Here is a 14,985-nt window from a genome sequence, read left to right on the forward strand (position 1 = left end):
CTAATTTGGAACATATCAAGAACATCTGCCCGCTGCTGCCCCGGTCCCGCTGCCATGCCCGAACGGCGTATCCTTTCTGTCTGGTTCCCCCGGCTGGGGGCCGAACGGCTGCTGCGGCGGACCGGGCTGGATGCGGACGTGCCTTTTGCCGTGGTGCGCGACACCGGGCAGATGCAGGTGCTGTGCTCGCTGTCCGAGGCGGCCGAGGCGGCGGGGCTGCGGGGGGGCCAGCCCTTGCGCGATGCTCATGCGATGTGTGCGACGCTGGTCACCAAGCTGCAGAACCCGCATCAGGAGGCGGCGTTCTTGGCCAGCCTCGGGCGGTGGGCCGAACGGCTGAGCCCGTGGGTGGCGACGCAGCCGCCCGATGCGCTGCTGCTGGACATCACGGGCTGTGCCCACCTCTTTGGCGGGGAAGAGGCGATGGCGCGGCAGGTCATTGAGGAGGCGGCGATTTTCGGGCTGACCACGCGCTGCGGGCTGGCCGGAACCGTGGGCGCGGCCTGGGCGCTGGCGCGCTATGCCGGGGCCGTGCCGGGCGCGCATCGCAGCGGCGACGCCATCGACCAGGAGGCCCGCGCGACCCGCTCCCGCGCGGCAAAGCGGCGGCATTGGGAAAAGGGCGGCGCAGCGCCGGTGGCGGGCGTAAGCCGTTCGAATCAAAGGCCGTTTTCCATCGCGCCACCGGGAAAAGCGCGCACCTTCCTCTCCCCCCTGCCCATCGCCGCCCTGCGGCTGGAAGAAGAGCAAGTCGCCGCCCTGAACCGGCTGGGCCTGCGCAAGATCGGTGACCTGCTGAATCAGCCGCGCGGGCCGCTGGCGCGGCGCTTTGGCCGGGGGCTGCTCTTGCGGATGGATCAGGCGATCGGCGCGGCGCCCGAGCCGGTGTCGCCCGCGCGGGTGAAGCCGCGGCTGGCGACACGGCTGACCCTGCCAGAACCCATTGGTTTGATTGACGATTTGCAGGCCGGGCTGGACCGGCTGGTGCCGCGGCTGTGCCAGCTTCTGGCGGACCAGGGAGAAGGCGTGCGCAAGGTCCGGCTGGAGGCGTGGCGGGCCGATGGCACCATGGGCTGGATCGAGGCGGGGCTGGCGCGGGCGACGGACGAGCCCGACCGCATCCGCCCCCTGCTGGCCATGCGCCTGGATGAGATCGACGCAGGCTTTGGCATCGACACGTTGCGCCTGATCGCGGCCGTGAGCGAGCCCATACAGCACCGCACCGCCGCGGGTCACCTGGATGCCACCGTCGCCGCCCGAGACCGGCTGGCGCGGGATACGGGCGTGGAGGATCTGATCGGTCGGATCGGCGGGCGGATCGGGCTGGAGGCGATCACCCGCCTGCATCCGGCAAGCAGCCATATCCCTGAAAAAACGTCACAAATCCTGGCCGCCGCATGGTCCGAGCCGGCAGCGGAGTGGCCCCGGCCCGCCACGCCGCGCCCCTTGCTGATCTGGGGCCCCGAGCCGGTGAACGCCCCGGACGAGCCACACCTGCCCGCCACCTTCCGATGGCGCGGGCGGGCGCATGACCTGGCCGAGGCGAAGGGCCCGGAGCGGATCGCGCCCGAATGGTGGCTGGACGATCCGAACTGGCGGTCTGGCGTGCGGGATTACTGGCAGGTGGTCACCGGCCGGGGGGAGCGGTTGTGGCTGTATTATGCCCATGGTGGGACGATGTCATCGGGATGGTTCTGCCAGGGGCGGTTTGCGTAGGCGAATCAAAAGGTTAACGGGGTGGATCGTGGGAAATCCGATGTCGGTATCGCGTCGGTATCCGGGTGGTATCGCGACGGTGCGGTGCCCCGGGGGCCGGAATTAACCGGGCGTTCGGGGCGCGTGGGTTTTCACCCACCCTACGCGGGATCGCGGATGGGGAGGAGGGACCGGGTCGAGCCCGGGACGGGGTGGGCGCAGGCCGGGATATTTCCTGGCATGGCCGGGCGACCGTCAGACCGCGGGCTGGCGGACTGACGGATGTTCAGGGCGCTTTATGGCAGCCAAGTCCGTTGGTGTTCAAATCGAAGAGCCGACGTCAGCCAACCGCCAGACCGGGGGGCGGTCTGACGGTCGCGCGGCGGCGCGGCAGGGCCGCGCCTTTGTACCGCGCGAGACGAGAGACAAGCCGTCATCCCGGACTTGATCCGGGATCTCTCGGGTCAGGCCCAAGGATGACGGAAACGGGTTCAGCCGTAGTTGCCCTTCACCCGTTCCTTGGTGGGATCGAAATGCGGGTAGGGCACGACCTTGGCCTTCAGGCGTTTCTGCAAGCCATCGAGCTGGCCCACCTCGATATCGGTGCCCGGCTCGGCATGGGTGACGTCCACGCGAGCCAGCGCGATGTTCTTGCCGAGGATGGGGGATTTGACGGCGGAGGTCACCTCGCCCACCTGCGCCTTGCCGATGCGAACGCAATCGCCGGGGCTGGCGACACGGCCGCCTTCCAGTTCCAGCCCGACCATCTTGCGATGCGGGTGGGCCTTGCGTTCTTCCAGTGCGGCGCGCCCGATGAAATCGTCGTTCTTGGACTTGAGCGGCACCGCGAAACCGATGCCGGCCTCGAACGGGTCGGTCTGGTCGTCGAACTCACTGCCCGCAAAGATCAGCCCCGCCTCGATCCGGATCATGTCGAGCGCGGCGAGGCCAAGCGGCTTCAGTCCCATCGGCTCGCCGACGGTCCAGATCGTGTCGAACACCTCTTCGGCGTCCTTGGGGTGGCAAAAGATCTCGTAGCCCAACTCGCCGGAATACCCCGCCCGGCCCACCACGATCGCCGTGCCGTCGAAATCGTTCAGGCGCGCGGGGGTGAAGCGGAACATGCCCAATTCCTCCAACGTCGGATTCGCGGGCGCGGTCCAGATGATCTGTTTCAGGATATCCCGCGACAGAGGCCCCTGCACGGCCACGTTATGCAGCTGATCGGTGGAATTGCGGACCCAGGCGTTCAGGCCCAGTTTCTCGGCCTGTTCACGGATCCACAGACCCGACGTGTCGTTGCCGCCGATCCAGCGGAAGGCATTCTCGCCCATGCGAAACAGCGTGCCGTCGTCGATCATGCCGCCGTGTTCATAGCAGATGGCGGTATAGACCAGTTGCCCCACGGCCAGCTTCTTGACGTTGCGGGTGACGCAATACTGCATCAGTTCCTCGGCGTCGGGGCCTGTGACCTCGTACTTGCGCAGGGGCGACAGGTCCATGATCGCCGCCTTCTCGCGGCAGGCCCAGTATTCGCCGATCGTGCCAACCGACGGGAAGCTGTTCGGCAGCCAGTACCCGTTATACTCGACAAAGTCCCGCGTGTGCTTGGCAAAGCAGTTGTGGAACCCGGTTTCCTTGGTGTGTTCCAAAGGCGCCTCCGCTGATTTTCTGTAGCCGATTGAGCGGCTGAAGCTGTTGGTCTCACCATAGGTGCGGACCTGGATATCGGTGGGGTTCCAGCCGTTCGCCTCGTCCACGTCGCAGGGACAGGCGGTGGAAATGCAGACCAGATCGGTCAGCGCGCGCAAAAGCACGTAATCGCCCGGGCGCGACCACGGGTCGTCCATGCCCAGCGTGTTGGTCTCGTCCAGCATGGTGTTGAAGAAGAAGTTGATCGCGGGCCAGCCGGCGCGGGGGCGCACGCCGTATTGTTCGAGATCCTTGTTCATGTTCTCGGAACAGTTGACGTGACCGGGATAACCCAGTTCCTCGTAATACCGCGCGGTGCAGGCGAGGCCGAACGTATCGTGCCGCCCGCAGGTGTCCTGCACGATCTCGACCAGCGGTTCCTGGTCGACGTTCCAGTATTTCGCGAAGATACCCGGCTGGGGGTAGAGCGAGCCCATCAGGGTGCGGGTCGTGGTCGGGTCGATCTCGCGGTCGAGGCCCTTGTCGAGCGAGCGCAGCGAGAACGCCTGGAAGTCCGAGCATTCGCGGCCTTGCACGTCGAGGACCTGGATGAACTGGCCCTTCTGCACGTGATAGGATTTCGCCTCGCCCGGCTGGATGTTGATGTCGTGGATCGGGTCGGCCAGCGGGTCGGGCGGCATGTGTCCGCCCTTGGCGACGCCGGGATCGGCGCGGCGGATATAGAGGATAAGGTCGGTGGGCGGGGCCTGCGTGCCCGGGTCCATCGGGCCGCCGGGGGCGGCGACGATCAGTAACCCGTCGCTGTCGGCCTGGAATGTCGCCATCTCACCGGCGCGGGAGCCTTCGGAGAACACCTTGATGCACTGCGCGTCGCCCAGCTTGAACCCGGCGCGGTCGAGCGCCGAGGCCACGCGGCGGCCCGAGACCGAGCCATTGTCCAGGACCGACAGAACGCCGTCCGGGCGGCCGTGGCTGGAAGCGCCGAGGCGGCCGGGGTCGGACTTGCCGTCGGGGGTAAAGAAGACCATCTCGCCCGGTTGCAGCCCCTGGAAATCCAGCACCGACACCTCGTCTCCGCGATAGATCGGCACGGCGCGCGATCCGCCGCCGGGGATGGGGTGTCGTTCCGTTCCGTGGGGCAGGATGGGCAGGCCGGGCGTGATGACGCCGGCGCGTTCATAGGGGGTTTCGAAAACAGGTTTAACGGTCATGGGTGCGCCCCTTATCACTCGTGATTTATGGCATCAATCGAGGCCCAGCGCCTTCTTGCGGCGGTTGGCCCAGCTGAGGATCGCCATGTCGAAGGTCAACGCCATGAGCGAGACATTGATCCCGAGGACGAAGTTTTTCCCCAGGTCCGTGCCCGCCAGCGTGCGCTGAAGCTCCTGCCCAAGGTCCTGCGTGCCGATGAAGGCCGCGATGATGACCATGAAGAAGGCGAACATGATGCCCTGGTTGAAGCCGACGGCCATGGTGGGCATGGCCAGCGGCAATTGCACCGAGGTCAGTTTCTGCCAGCGCGAGCAGCCGGCCATGTCGGCGGCCTCGGTCAGTTCGGGGGGCACGCTGCGCAGCCCCTCGATGGTGTAGCGGGTGAGCGGGACCATGGTGAAGATCACGATGGACAGCACCACGGTGGTGTCGGTGATCCCGAAGAGCATGATCGCGGGCAGAAGGTAGATGAAGCTTGGGAATGTCTGCGCGGTGTCGCAGGCCAGCAGCATCCGTTCTGACCATTTTTCGGACCGCGCGGCGAGGATGCCGATGGGAATGCCGATCATCATCGAGATCGCCATGGCCGACAGCACCGAGTAGAGCGTGATGACCGACCGGTCCCACCAGCCGGAGAAGGCGACGATGGAGAAGAAGATCGCGGCGTAGATCGCCGGTTTCTTGCCGCCCACGCCGTAGGCGAAGGCCACCACCAGCAGGATGAAGGCCGAGGTTGGAATCCACAGAAGCGCGTCGCGGAAGGGGATCAGGACCCAGACGTTCAGCACATAGCGGATGGTGCCGGTGATCGCCTCGACGGAATCGAGGTTGAGGAAGGTCTCGAACACGCCGTCGATCTCGCGCCCCATGGACAGCGATTGGCGGCGGCCGACCTCGTTCAGGATCTCGATCGGTTGCGCCAGAAGGTACAGCCCGGCGAAGACCACCACGGACAGGACGGTGTACTTGTAGCGAATGTAGAACGGCGTGTCCTTGGGGTGATGCTCGGGCAGCTTGCGCACCCACGCCTTTGACAGTCGGTCGAGGGTGATCGCGACGAGCACGATGGTGATCCCGATCTCGAAGGAGCGGCCCAGTTTCAGGCTGTTCATCATCGCCAGCAGCTTGCCGCCAAGCCCCGGCATCCCGATGAAGGCCGTCAGAACGACCATGGCGAGGCAGAGCATGATGACCTGGTTCACGCCGACGAGGATTTCGGTACGGGCCGAGGGGATGAACACCTTGGTCAGCATCTGCCAGCGCGAGGCGCCCGACATCTTGCCGGCCTCGACGATTTCGGGCGAGACCTTTTTCAGACCCACGGTCGTCATCAGGATCATCGGCGGGGTGGCATAGATCGTGGTGGCAATGGCCCCCGCGGTGGGGCCGACCTTGAAGAAGATCACGGCAGGCAGAAGGTAGGTGTAGAAGGGCAGCGTCTGCATGACGGCCAGCAGCGGCTTGATCGCGTTGTCGAACCACTTGTATTTCCAAGCCGCGATACCGATGACGAGGCCCACGAAAAAGCCCAGGGGGGCCGCGACCAGCAGCACGGAAAGCGTCTGCATCGTCAGTTCCCACTGACCCATGAAGGCGGTCCAGACAAAGGTGCCACCGGCCAGGAGCGACAGTTTCCAGCCGCCGAGGTAATAGCCGATCACGGCGGCCAGCCCCGCCACGGCGGCCCAGGGGATGGGGTCGGCCATGTAGGGCCAGCGGTACTTGCCTTCCAGCAGGTTGGCGGTGACGCCCAGCAGGAAATCCAGCGGGCCTTCGGCGAACCAGCGGGTGATGTAGATCAGGCCAAAGCGCCCTTCCTGCATGTCGCCGGTGATGAAGTCGAAGAACGCATCGAGCCACTGCGCCAGCGGCGGGATCCACGCCTCGGGCAGGCGGACGAGGAAATCCGGCAGGATGGGCTTGGCCGCGCACAGCAAGATCGCGGCCAGTAAAAGCGCCACCAGCACGGGGTCGCGGGTGGCCCCGGGCTGGCGCATCGACAGGGAGGTGCGGGTGGCGTTCGTGGCGACATCAGCCATTGGCGCTGTCCCCCAGAAGCACCTCCAGCGCCTCTTGCCGGGCCATCACGCCCATCACCTCGCCGTCCTTGCCCGCCACCGGCAGATGCTCGCGCGGGTCGCTGACAAGCTGGCGCGCGATCTGGTGAATGGTGCGGTCGCCGTCGATTGCGTCACCTTCGACGGCGTGTCCGTTGACGGGTTTGGCCAGAACGCTGGCATGAACGACATGCGCCTTGTCGATATCCTCGGTGAACTTGCGGACATATTCGGTCTGCGGGTCCAGCACGATCTGGTCGGGCGTGTCGCATTGCTCGATCGCGCCGTCCTTCATGATGGCGATACGGTCGGCCAGGCGCAGCGCCTCGTCGAAATCGTGGGTAATGAAAACGATGGTCTTGCCCAGCATCGCCTGAAGGCGCAGGAACTCGTCCTGCATCTCGCGCCGGATCAGCGGGTCGAGGGCCGAGAACGGCTCGTCGAGAAACCAGATATCGGGCTCGATGGCGAGGCTGCGGGCGATGCCGACGCGCTGTTGCTGGCCGCCGGACAATTCGCGCGGGAAATATTCCTCGCGTCCTTCAAGCCCCACCAGCTTGATAACCTCCAAAGCGCGTTCGCGGCGCGCGTGCCGGTCCTGCCCGCGCATTTCCAGCGGGAACGCCACGTTTTCCAGAACCGTGCGGTGCGGCAACAGGCCGAAGGACTGAAACACCATCCCCATCTTGGAGCGGCGCAACTCGATCAGCTCTTTCTCGGGCAGGGCCATGATGTCCTGGCCCTCGACCTCGATCGTGCCGCCGGTGATGTCGTGCAGGCGCGAAAAACAGCGCACCAGCGTGGACTTGCCGGAGCCGGAAAGCCCCATGATGACCAGCATCTCGCCCTTGGCGACCTCGACCGACACATCCTTGACCCCGGCGATATAACCATCGGCGCGGATATCCTCGTAACTGTGCCCGGCGGGCATGGATTTGAGGTATTGGCGCGGGTTGGGGCCGAAAAGCTTCCACGCGTTGCGGCAGGAAATGACGGGGCTGTCCGAGGTCATGAGGGGCGCAGGTCCTTGATGAAACGCCGGCGGTACGAGCCGCCGGCAAGGCCCTGCCCGGTGCGTCACCGGACAGGGAAAGGCGAAGAGATCAGGTGTCGCCGCCGGGCAGCCAGCCCTTCCAGACGTCCTCGTTGTCTTCCAGCCAGATCTCGGCGGCTTCCTCGGGCTCGTAATCCTCGACATCCACCAGCTTGGCCATTTCGGCGATCTGCGCGTTGGTAAAGGAGATCTTGGTCAGCACCTCGTAGGCATTGGGCCATTTTTCCTCCATGCCGTCCCACGCGGCCTTTTTCAGGTAGCCGTCGGCGGGGTTGCCGCAGTCGTAAAGCGCGTCGGGATTCGGGCCAACCGAAGGATCAGTGTCGCAGCCGTCTTCCCAGGCCGGGAACTCGACGAATTCACCGGGCCAGACGGCCTCGGCAAAGTTGGGGGTCCAGTTGAAGACCAGGATCGGTGTCTTGTCTTCCTCGGCGGAGGCGATATGCGCCCAGAGCGCCGCGGCGGAGCCCGCGTTTTTCACGACATAGTTCAGGTCCAGCGCCTCGGCCCGTTCCTTGCCGTGCTTGAGCCAGTCGACCGGACCGTCGAGGAACAGGCCCTTGTCGCCGGTTTCGGGCGTGGCGAACAGCTCGGCACAGTCGTTCAGCGCCTTCCAGTCGGGCAGGCCCGGGCAGGCGTCCTTGGTCCACATCGGGTACCACCAATCCTCGCGCGTGACGGCGTCGTGATCGCCCGCGTCATGCAGGCCGCCCTTTTCCAGCGCCTCGCGGAAGGACGCGCCGAAGGCACCTTCCCAGACTTCCAGTTCCAGCGTCACGTCGCCCAGGCGGACCGATTCGTACACGGCTTGGCTGTCGGTGGTGACGAATTCGACGTTGTTGCCCATTTCCTCGTAGATCTGGCCCACGACGTGGCTCATCACGATCTGGCTGGACCAGTTGTGAATCGGGATGACGATCGGTTCGGAACTGTCCTCGGCGGCGAAACCGGCCGATGCGGAGGCCAGCGCGACGGCTGCCACGGACATCATTGAATGGATTTTCATGTTAACTCCCAGTCGGTTGCATGGGCCTGATTCTGAGTGCCGGCCCTTTGTTGGAGTGGGAAGTATCGCGCAGGTGCGACAAAATTCTGATTATAAACTTTTTGTGCCATGCCTCTAAAAATGTTTGGCAATGAGAGGTGGGCGTGGCTAGGCTCGGGTCATTGTCCCGAGTTTGAGGAGTGAGAAGGATGCTGCGCAATCGCGCCGTGTTGCCGCGCCTTGAGTACCTGCTGGCCTTCGAGGTGGCGGCGGACCTGGAAAGCTTTGCCGCGGCGGGCAAGGAACTGAACGTCTCGGAAACCGCCATCAGCCGCAAGATCCGGCTGCTGGAGCAGCATTACCAATGCGCGCTCTTCGTGCGGGGGCACCGCTCGGTGCAGCTGACGGATATGGGGCGCAAGCTGCTTTCGGGGATCACGCCGGCGCTGAAGACGCTGGTGCGGGTGTCCGAGGACATGTGCGCGGACCTCGAGAAAAGCACGGTGCGGCTGGCGGCGACCAACTCGGTCTCGTCGCTGTGGCTGATGCCGCGGCTGCGGGCCTTTCACGAGGCGAATTGCAACATCACCATCGCACTCACGTCATCGGACGTGGACGAAGAGTGCCTGGCCGAGGGCATGGACCTTGCGATCCTGCGCGGCGAGGGCGACTGGCCCGGGTTCGAGGCGACGCAGCTTTTCGGCGAGACGGTGTTTCCGGTCTGTGCGCCGGGCTACCTGCAGGGGCAGGCGCGGATCGACAGTATCGAGGCGCTGCGCCAGCATGACCTGATCGAGGTCAGCAACAACCACACCGAATGGCTGAACTGGCGCACCTGGCTGGACCGGAAAGGCGCGGACCCGGACTCGGTGCGCCCGTCGGCGTCGGTCAATACCTATCCGCTGGCGATCCAGGCGGCGCGGGATGGCCTGGGCGTCGCGCTGGGCTGGGGGCATCTGGTGGATCACCACCTGCAATCAGGCGACCTGATCCGGCCCATGGGGGGCGAGCATGTGCGCACGCGCTCGGGCTATTACCTGTTGCGACGGCAGGGGGTCGAGCCGCGCAACGAAAGCGCCATCGTGGCGCATTGGCTGCTGCAGGAAAGTGCCGCACGCCAGAGATACGCGGCGGAGTGAAACACGGGGCGTCTTGCAGATTATTCTGCGAATAATCTGCGCCCCAGAAAATTCGTACGAATTTTCTGGGGCTGTACCCATTTCTCAGAAAGGCGGGCGCAGGACCGCGTGCAGGTAGGTGCGGGTTTCGCCCATCATCTCTTCGGCCAGCGACAGGGCCGTGGGCCAGGGCGGGTCGAGCGTGGCCTCGACCTCGCCGATATCGAAGGTCAGCGTGGCCTCGTGCCGGCGGGCCAGGCGCTGCATCCGCTCGTTCTCGGGCAGGCACATCATGTAAAGTGAGCGCACGCCCCGGTTTTGCGCCGCGGCCAGCATTCGCACGAAAAGCGCGTCGCCAATGCCCTCGTGCTGCCAGTCGGGGTCGACGCTGAGCGCGATCTCGGCCCGCACCGGCCAACTGTTCAGCAACATCCGCAGCTCGCCCACGCCGTGCAGATCCCCATCGACAAAGGCGCCGTGAACGACACTGTCGAGGCTCAGGATGGAGTCGGCGTAGTCGGTGACGTAGTCTTCGGTCACACTGGCGCCGAAGCGCAGGCGCCGCATTTCCGGGTCGAGCCGGGCAAAATGGGCCAGCAAAGCAGCCTTGTCCGCCGGCCAGAGGCGGCGAATGTCCGGTCTTATCAGGATCTTGTCACGATTGATATCGGCATTCATGGTCATGGACTCCTTGGCGCGGGCCATTCCGCGCAGAGGTGCCCTCCCTGACGCCAAGATAATGCCGCAGCGCGGCATTTTCCATGAGTTTTCGATGAAACGGTTAACTTACGTTACGGCAGGGCGCCGTCCCGCTCAGCCACCGGCGCGGATCAGCTCATCCAGATGCACCGCCCCGCTGGCGGCCAGCGCGCGCAGGTCATAGCCGCCTTCGAGGCTTGAGACCACGCGCCCGTCGCACTGCTCCGCCGCTATTTCGCACAGGCGGCGGGTGACCCAGGCGAAATCGTCCTCGCGCAGGTTCAGGTTGGCCAGCGGGTCGTCGGCATGGGCATCGAACCCCGCCGAGATCAGGATCAGTTCCGGCTTGAACTCTTCCAGCCGGGGAAAGACCTGGCCTTCGTATTCCTGCCGGAACCCCTGCCCGGCCGTCCCCGGTGCCAGCGGCACGTTCAGCACGTTGTTGTGATCGCCGGTTTCGTGCGCCCCGCCCGAGCCGGGCCAGAGCGGCATCTGGTGGGATGAGATGAAAAGCGCGCGCGCCTCACCGCGCAAAAGGTCCTGCGAGCCGTTGCCGTGATGCACGTCGAAATCCACCACCGCGACGCGGGACAATCCGTGCCGTTCCAGCGCGTGTTTGGCGGCAATCGCCACCGTGCCAAAGAGGCAAAAGCCCATTGGCGTCGCCGTCTCGGCGTGGTGGCCCGGCGGGCGCATGGCGACGAAGGCATTGCCGACCTCGCCCGCCATCACCTTGTCCACGGCCAGCATCGCGCCGCCCACGGCCCGCGACGCGCAGTTATACGACCCGGGGGACAGCCAGGTGTCGCCATCCAGCTGGTTGAACCCCTGCGCCGGGATCGCCTCGCGGATCATCGTCACGTAATCCTGCGGATGACACAGCGTCAGGTCGGCGTCCTCGGCCAGCGGCGCCTCGGCGCGCACAACGTCCTTGCCCTCGAGCGCGGGCCACAGGTGTTCCAGCCGTGCCACGCGTTCAGGATGACCGTCGGGCGTAACGTGGTTCAGGCCATCCTCGTGGGTGACTAGTAGGGTGGACATGGGCGCGGCTCCTCCTGTGCAATGCCTTGTCACGGCGGCGAAGGGTCGCCACCGCGCAGGTGCCACAACTTAAAGACCATGCGCCGACTGTCCAGCGCGACTTGTCCACAAGCAGCGGGCGTGTAAACTTGAGCTTATGGAAGAGGATGCCACAAGCGCCCCGACCGGCGAGGAGGCCGGGATGAGCTCGCCCGCCGAGGCGACGCCGGACGTTGCCAACGACGCGATCGAGCAGGCGCAGACCATCGCCATCGGGCTGTGGGAACAGGCGCAACTGTTCATCGTCGGACTGCTGAGGCCCTGGAGCCTTTACCAGGTCGGCATCATTCTGGGACTGTGGGTTGCCGCGACGATCCTGGCACGTGTCTTCGGCCCGCATTTGCACAACTGGATGCGCACGCGCGAAGGCTGGCCCAAGTGGCGCATGCGCTTTCTGGTGATGATGCACAGGCGGCTGCGGCTGATCTTCATGGTTCTGCTGATCTGGCCGGTCTACTGGGTCATGCAGGAGATGACCTGGCCCAGCCGGTCCTACCTGATCGGCGTGATGGCGAGCCTTGCCACGGCGTGGCTGTTCATTGCGATCATCACGCGCCTGATCGGCAACGCCTTTCTGCGCGGCATGGTGCGCTATGCCGCCTGGACATGGGTCACCCTGTCGATCATCGGGCTGACCGACGAGACGATCCAGGTTCTGGACAGTGCGGCGGTCAACGTGGGCGAGATGCGCCTGTCGGTCTGGCTGGTGCTTCAGGCCATCGCGATGATCGCGCTCCTGATGTTCCTGGCGCGGTTCGTGTCGACCACCTCGGCTTCGCGCATCCGGTCGAACAAGGACATCTCGCCGTCGATGCAGGTGCTGGCGGTGAAGGTCATCCAGATCCTGCTCTACGGTGCGGCGTTCTTCATCGGGCTGCGGGCCGTCGGGGTGGACCTGACCGGCCTCGCGGTGCTGTCGGGCGCGATCGGTGTCGGTCTTGGTTTTGGTCTGCAGAAGGTGGTGTCGAACCTTGTGTCGGGGGTGATCATCCTGCTGGACAAGTCGATCAAGCCGGGTGACGTGATCAGCCTGGGCGAGACCTTCGGCTGGATCAATTCGCTGGGCGCCCGCTATATCTCGATCACCACCCGGGACGGCAAGGAGTACCTCATCCCGAACGAGGACCTGATCACCGGCCAGGTGGTGAACTGGTCGCATTCCAACGAATTCGTGCGGCTGGATATCTATTTCGGCACCGCCTATGGCGATGACCCGCACCTGGTGCGCAAGGTGGCCATCGACGCCGCCAAGGCGGTGGAGCGCGTGCTGGCCTTCAAGGCGCCGGTCTGCCACATCGTGGGCTTCGGCGACAGCAGCGTGGATTACATCCTGCGCTTCTGGATCAGCGACCCGACCGCGGGCCTGACGAACATCCGCGGCAATGTCTACCTGGCGCTGTGGGACGCATTCCAGGAACACGGCATTTCCATTCCCTTCCCGCAGCGCGAGGTCACCGTGCTGGAAGGCTCGGAGCTGGGTACGCGGACGCTGGACCGGGGCGACCCGGGCAAAGCGCCGCAGGGCGGGGCGGCAGAGGAACACGGCCCCTGATCGCGGCGTTGGCTGGCGAAAAGGAGTATTCGCATGGCCCATACACTGACCCTGCAATCACAGGAGAGCGTCACCCACGACACGCATCGCTACGTGTTCGACCGTCCCGAAGGCTTTGATTTCAAGCCCGGGCAGGCCGCCGAACTGGCGATGTGCCGCGACGGCTGGAAGGACGAGGGGCGTCCTTTCACCTTCACCTCGCTGCCCGCGGACAAACACCTGGAGTTCACGATCAAGAGCTATCCGTCGCATGACGGCGTGACCGAGCAGTTGCCCGGGCTGAAGCCGGGCGAGGAGGTCACGCTGGACGGTCCCTTTGGTGCGATCACCGACGAAGGTGCGGGCCTGTTCCTGGCCGCGGGCGCCGGGGTCACGCCCTTCATCGCGATCCTGCGCAAGCGGGCGAAAGAGGGCGACCTGGACGGCTGCCAGTTGATCTTTTCCAACGAGACCGAGGGCGACATCATCCTGCGCGAGGAATGGGCGCGGATGCAGGGCCTGAAGGTCGATCATGTCCTGTCCGAGGAAGACGTGCCGGACCTGCATTACGGCAAGGTCGACAAGACGTTCCTCGAACGCCACGCGAAGCTGTCCGGGCAGGTCTATATCTGCGGGCCGCAAGGCTATGTCGACGCGATGCGCGACGCGGTGAAGGCACTGGGCGTTCCGGGCGACCGCATTCATACCGAGGACGGCTGGTAAGCGGTCTTTCCGGTGCGGTCAGACACAGGCCGCGCCGGAATAGCGGCGCTTTTCGAGGCACCAGCGGACAAGAGCCGCCGATTGGCGAAAGCCTTCATTGAATTGTGACAGACGGGTTGCTATTTTGGAACCATGCCCGGCACCGGGGCGGATCGGTGCGTAGTAGAAGGAGGACAATGTCCTGTCTCTTACAATCGACGCGGCCCCTGCCGCTGAACGGGGCGCAGCCTTGAGCGCGTCCGACATGGCGACAAGCAGTGACGCACAGCTTGCGCGTATCCTTTCCGCTCTCGAAGAAGACAAGGCCGAAGAGATCGTGCAGATCGACCTTCGCGGCAAATCCGCGATCGGCGATTACATGATCATCTGCTCGGGCCGGTCCTCGCGCCAGGTGACGGCCATTGCCGAAAAGCTTTCGGAGCGGCTGAAATCCGAGATGGGCGTGCTGACCAAGGTCGAGGGCAAGGACGCGGGCGACTGGGTGCTGATCGACACGGGCGACGTGATCGTCCATGTGTTCCGCCCCGAAGTGCGCGAGTTCTACCAGCTTGAGAAGATGTGGCTGCAAGGCCACGAGGCTACCCAGGCCGCCAAGAGCTGAATGCGTGTCCATATCTGCGCGGTGGGCCGGATGAAACCCGGCCCGGAACGCGCTTTGCTCGATGATTACATGTCCCGCTTCGACCGGACCGGGCGCGCCCTTGGGCTTGGCCCGGCGCAGATGCACGAGGTCGAGGACCGCAAGGGCGGCGGGATGGACGCCGAGGCGCAATTGCTTGACCGCGCCTTGCCCAAGGGGGCCGTCATCGTGGCACTGGACGAGCGTGGCAAGCTGCTCTCCTCTCCGGACTTTTCCGACAAGCTGGCCGGCTGGCGCGACACGGGGCGCGGCGACGTGGCCTTCGTGATCGGCGGCGCCGACGGGATCGCGCCCGCGCTGCGGGACCGGGCGGAGTTCAGGCTTTCCTTCGGCAAGATGGTCTGGCCACACATGCTGGCCCGGGTGATGCTGTCCGAACAGCTTTACCGCGCCGCCTCGATCCTGGCGGGCGCGCCCTATCATCGGGCGTGATCCGACGGAGTGGCTGCGCAACGCTCTGTTGGTTCGATGAGGGGCGCTGCTCCTCAAACTCCCCGGGATATTTCCGGCCAGAGTAAGCGGACAAGAAAGCGGTTCA

At 65.1% G+C, this 14,985-nt stretch carries 12 protein-coding genes; 6 read left to right on the forward strand and 6 right to left on the reverse strand.

From position 1 onward, the window contains the following. Positions 1-54 precede the first annotated feature (54 nt). On the forward strand, positions 55-1,716 hold the full coding sequence (locus RBB18_RS10910; RefSeq protein WP_306111406.1) for a DUF6504 family protein: 1,662 nt from the start codon (positions 55-57) through the stop codon (positions 1,714-1,716). 470 nt (positions 1,717-2,186) lie between these two features. Here RBB18_RS10910 and RBB18_RS10915 read toward each other — a convergent pair whose 3' ends face one another. The 4 genes from RBB18_RS10915 to RBB18_RS10930 all read right to left on the reverse strand — a co-directional run bounded on the left by RBB18_RS10915 (position 2,187) and on the right by RBB18_RS10930 (position 8,662). Beyond that, entirely contained in the window at positions 2,187-4,559 is a 2,373-nt protein-coding gene (locus tag RBB18_RS10915; RefSeq protein WP_103763767.1) for a DUF1989 domain-containing protein, read from the reverse strand. A gap of 33 nt (positions 4,560-4,592) precedes the next feature. Continuing rightward, on the reverse strand, positions 4,593-6,599 hold the full coding sequence (locus RBB18_RS10920; protein ID WP_274593843.1) for a proline/glycine betaine ABC transporter permease: 2,007 nt from the start codon (positions 6,597-6,599) through the stop codon (positions 4,593-4,595). Then, positions 6,592-7,629, reverse strand: coding sequence for a glycine betaine/L-proline ABC transporter ATP-binding protein (locus tag RBB18_RS10925; RefSeq protein ID WP_306111407.1), 1,038 nt, complete (start codon positions 7,627-7,629; stop codon positions 6,592-6,594). The genes RBB18_RS10920 and RBB18_RS10925 overlap by 8 nt, the downstream gene beginning before the upstream one ends. A gap of 91 nt (positions 7,630-7,720) precedes the next feature. After that, positions 7,721-8,662 carry an ABC transporter substrate-binding protein gene (locus RBB18_RS10930; RefSeq protein WP_371931634.1) on the reverse strand — a complete coding sequence of 314 codons (942 nt, stop codon included), beginning with the start codon at positions 8,660-8,662 and terminating at the stop codon, positions 7,721-7,723. A 203-nt stretch (positions 8,663-8,865) separates the two neighbouring features. On the opposite strand from RBB18_RS10930, the gene RBB18_RS10935 reads away from it, so the two are divergent. Further along, entirely contained in the window at positions 8,866-9,795 is a 930-nt protein-coding gene (locus RBB18_RS10935; RefSeq protein WP_103763771.1) for a LysR substrate-binding domain-containing protein, read from the forward strand. Positions 9,796-9,879: 84 nt separating this feature from the next. On the opposite strand, the gene RBB18_RS10940 is transcribed toward RBB18_RS10935, so the two are convergent. Beyond that, positions 9,880-10,452 carry a GNAT family N-acetyltransferase gene (locus RBB18_RS10940; RefSeq protein WP_170067218.1) on the reverse strand — a complete coding sequence of 191 codons (573 nt, stop codon included), beginning with the start codon at positions 10,450-10,452 and terminating at the stop codon, positions 9,880-9,882. A gap of 135 nt (positions 10,453-10,587) precedes the next feature. Further along, positions 10,588-11,514 carry a histone deacetylase family protein gene (locus tag RBB18_RS10945; RefSeq protein WP_103763773.1) on the reverse strand — a complete coding sequence of 309 codons (927 nt, stop codon included), beginning with the start codon at positions 11,512-11,514 and terminating at the stop codon, positions 10,588-10,590. Positions 11,515-11,695: 181 nt separating this feature from the next. Between RBB18_RS10945 and RBB18_RS10950 the strand changes: the two genes are divergently transcribed. From RBB18_RS10950 to rlmH, 4 genes are all read left to right on the forward strand, one after another. Then, the gene (locus RBB18_RS10950) at positions 11,696-13,105 is read left to right on the forward strand and encodes a mechanosensitive ion channel family protein (protein WP_103763879.1); all 1,410 of its coding nucleotides are present in this window, start codon (positions 11,696-11,698) and stop codon (positions 13,103-13,105) included. Positions 13,106-13,138: 33 nt separating this feature from the next. Further along, positions 13,139-13,807: an FAD-binding oxidoreductase gene (locus RBB18_RS10955; protein WP_274593840.1), complete on the forward strand. Its 669-nt coding sequence runs from the start codon at positions 13,139-13,141 to the stop codon at positions 13,805-13,807. 229 nt (positions 13,808-14,036) lie between these two features. Beyond that, the gene (gene rsfS, locus RBB18_RS10960; protein ID WP_245890497.1) at positions 14,037-14,408 is read left to right on the forward strand and encodes a ribosome silencing factor; all 372 of its coding nucleotides are present in this window, start codon (positions 14,037-14,039) and stop codon (positions 14,406-14,408) included. After that, positions 14,409-14,879 carry a 23S rRNA (pseudouridine(1915)-N(3))-methyltransferase RlmH gene (gene rlmH / locus RBB18_RS10965; protein WP_103763776.1) on the forward strand — a complete coding sequence of 157 codons (471 nt, stop codon included), beginning with the start codon at positions 14,409-14,411 and terminating at the stop codon, positions 14,877-14,879. The last annotated feature ends 106 nt before the right edge of the window (positions 14,880-14,985 follow it).

Origin of the sequence: Roseovarius sp. MMSF_3298, from assembly GCF_030733705.1 — a bacterium.
Classification (GTDB): Bacteria; Pseudomonadota; Alphaproteobacteria; order Rhodobacterales; family Rhodobacteraceae; genus Roseovarius; species Roseovarius confluentis.

Excerpts from the sequence above, each read along its gene's own strand:
- RBB18_RS10910 (WP_306111406.1), top strand. The coding sequence starts at position 55 with ATGCCCGAACGGCGTATCCTTTCTGTCTGGTTCCCCCGGCTGGGGGCC.
- RBB18_RS10915 (WP_103763767.1), bottom strand. The coding sequence starts at position 4,559 with ATGACCGTTAAACCTGTTTTCGAAACCCCCTATGAACGCGCCGGCGTC.
- RBB18_RS10920 (WP_274593843.1), bottom strand. The coding sequence starts at position 6,599 with ATGGCTGATGTCGCCACGAACGCCACCCGCACCTCCCTGTCGATGCGC.
- RBB18_RS10925 (WP_306111407.1), bottom strand. The coding sequence starts at position 7,629 with ATGACCTCGGACAGCCCCGTCATTTCCTGCCGCAACGCGTGGAAGCTT.
- RBB18_RS10930 (WP_371931634.1), bottom strand. The coding sequence starts at position 8,662 with ATGATGTCCGTGGCAGCCGTCGCGCTGGCCTCCGCATCGGCCGGTTTC.
- RBB18_RS10935 (WP_103763771.1), top strand. The coding sequence starts at position 8,866 with ATGCTGCGCAATCGCGCCGTGTTGCCGCGCCTTGAGTACCTGCTGGCC.
- RBB18_RS10940 (WP_170067218.1), bottom strand. The coding sequence starts at position 10,452 with ATGAATGCCGATATCAATCGTGACAAGATCCTGATAAGACCGGACATT.
- RBB18_RS10945 (WP_103763773.1), bottom strand. The coding sequence starts at position 11,514 with ATGTCCACCCTACTAGTCACCCACGAGGATGGCCTGAACCACGTTACG.
- RBB18_RS10950 (WP_103763879.1), top strand. The coding sequence starts at position 11,696 with ATGAGCTCGCCCGCCGAGGCGACGCCGGACGTTGCCAACGACGCGATC.
- RBB18_RS10955 (WP_274593840.1), top strand. The coding sequence starts at position 13,139 with ATGGCCCATACACTGACCCTGCAATCACAGGAGAGCGTCACCCACGAC.
- rlmH (WP_103763776.1), top strand. The coding sequence starts at position 14,409 with ATGCGTGTCCATATCTGCGCGGTGGGCCGGATGAAACCCGGCCCGGAA.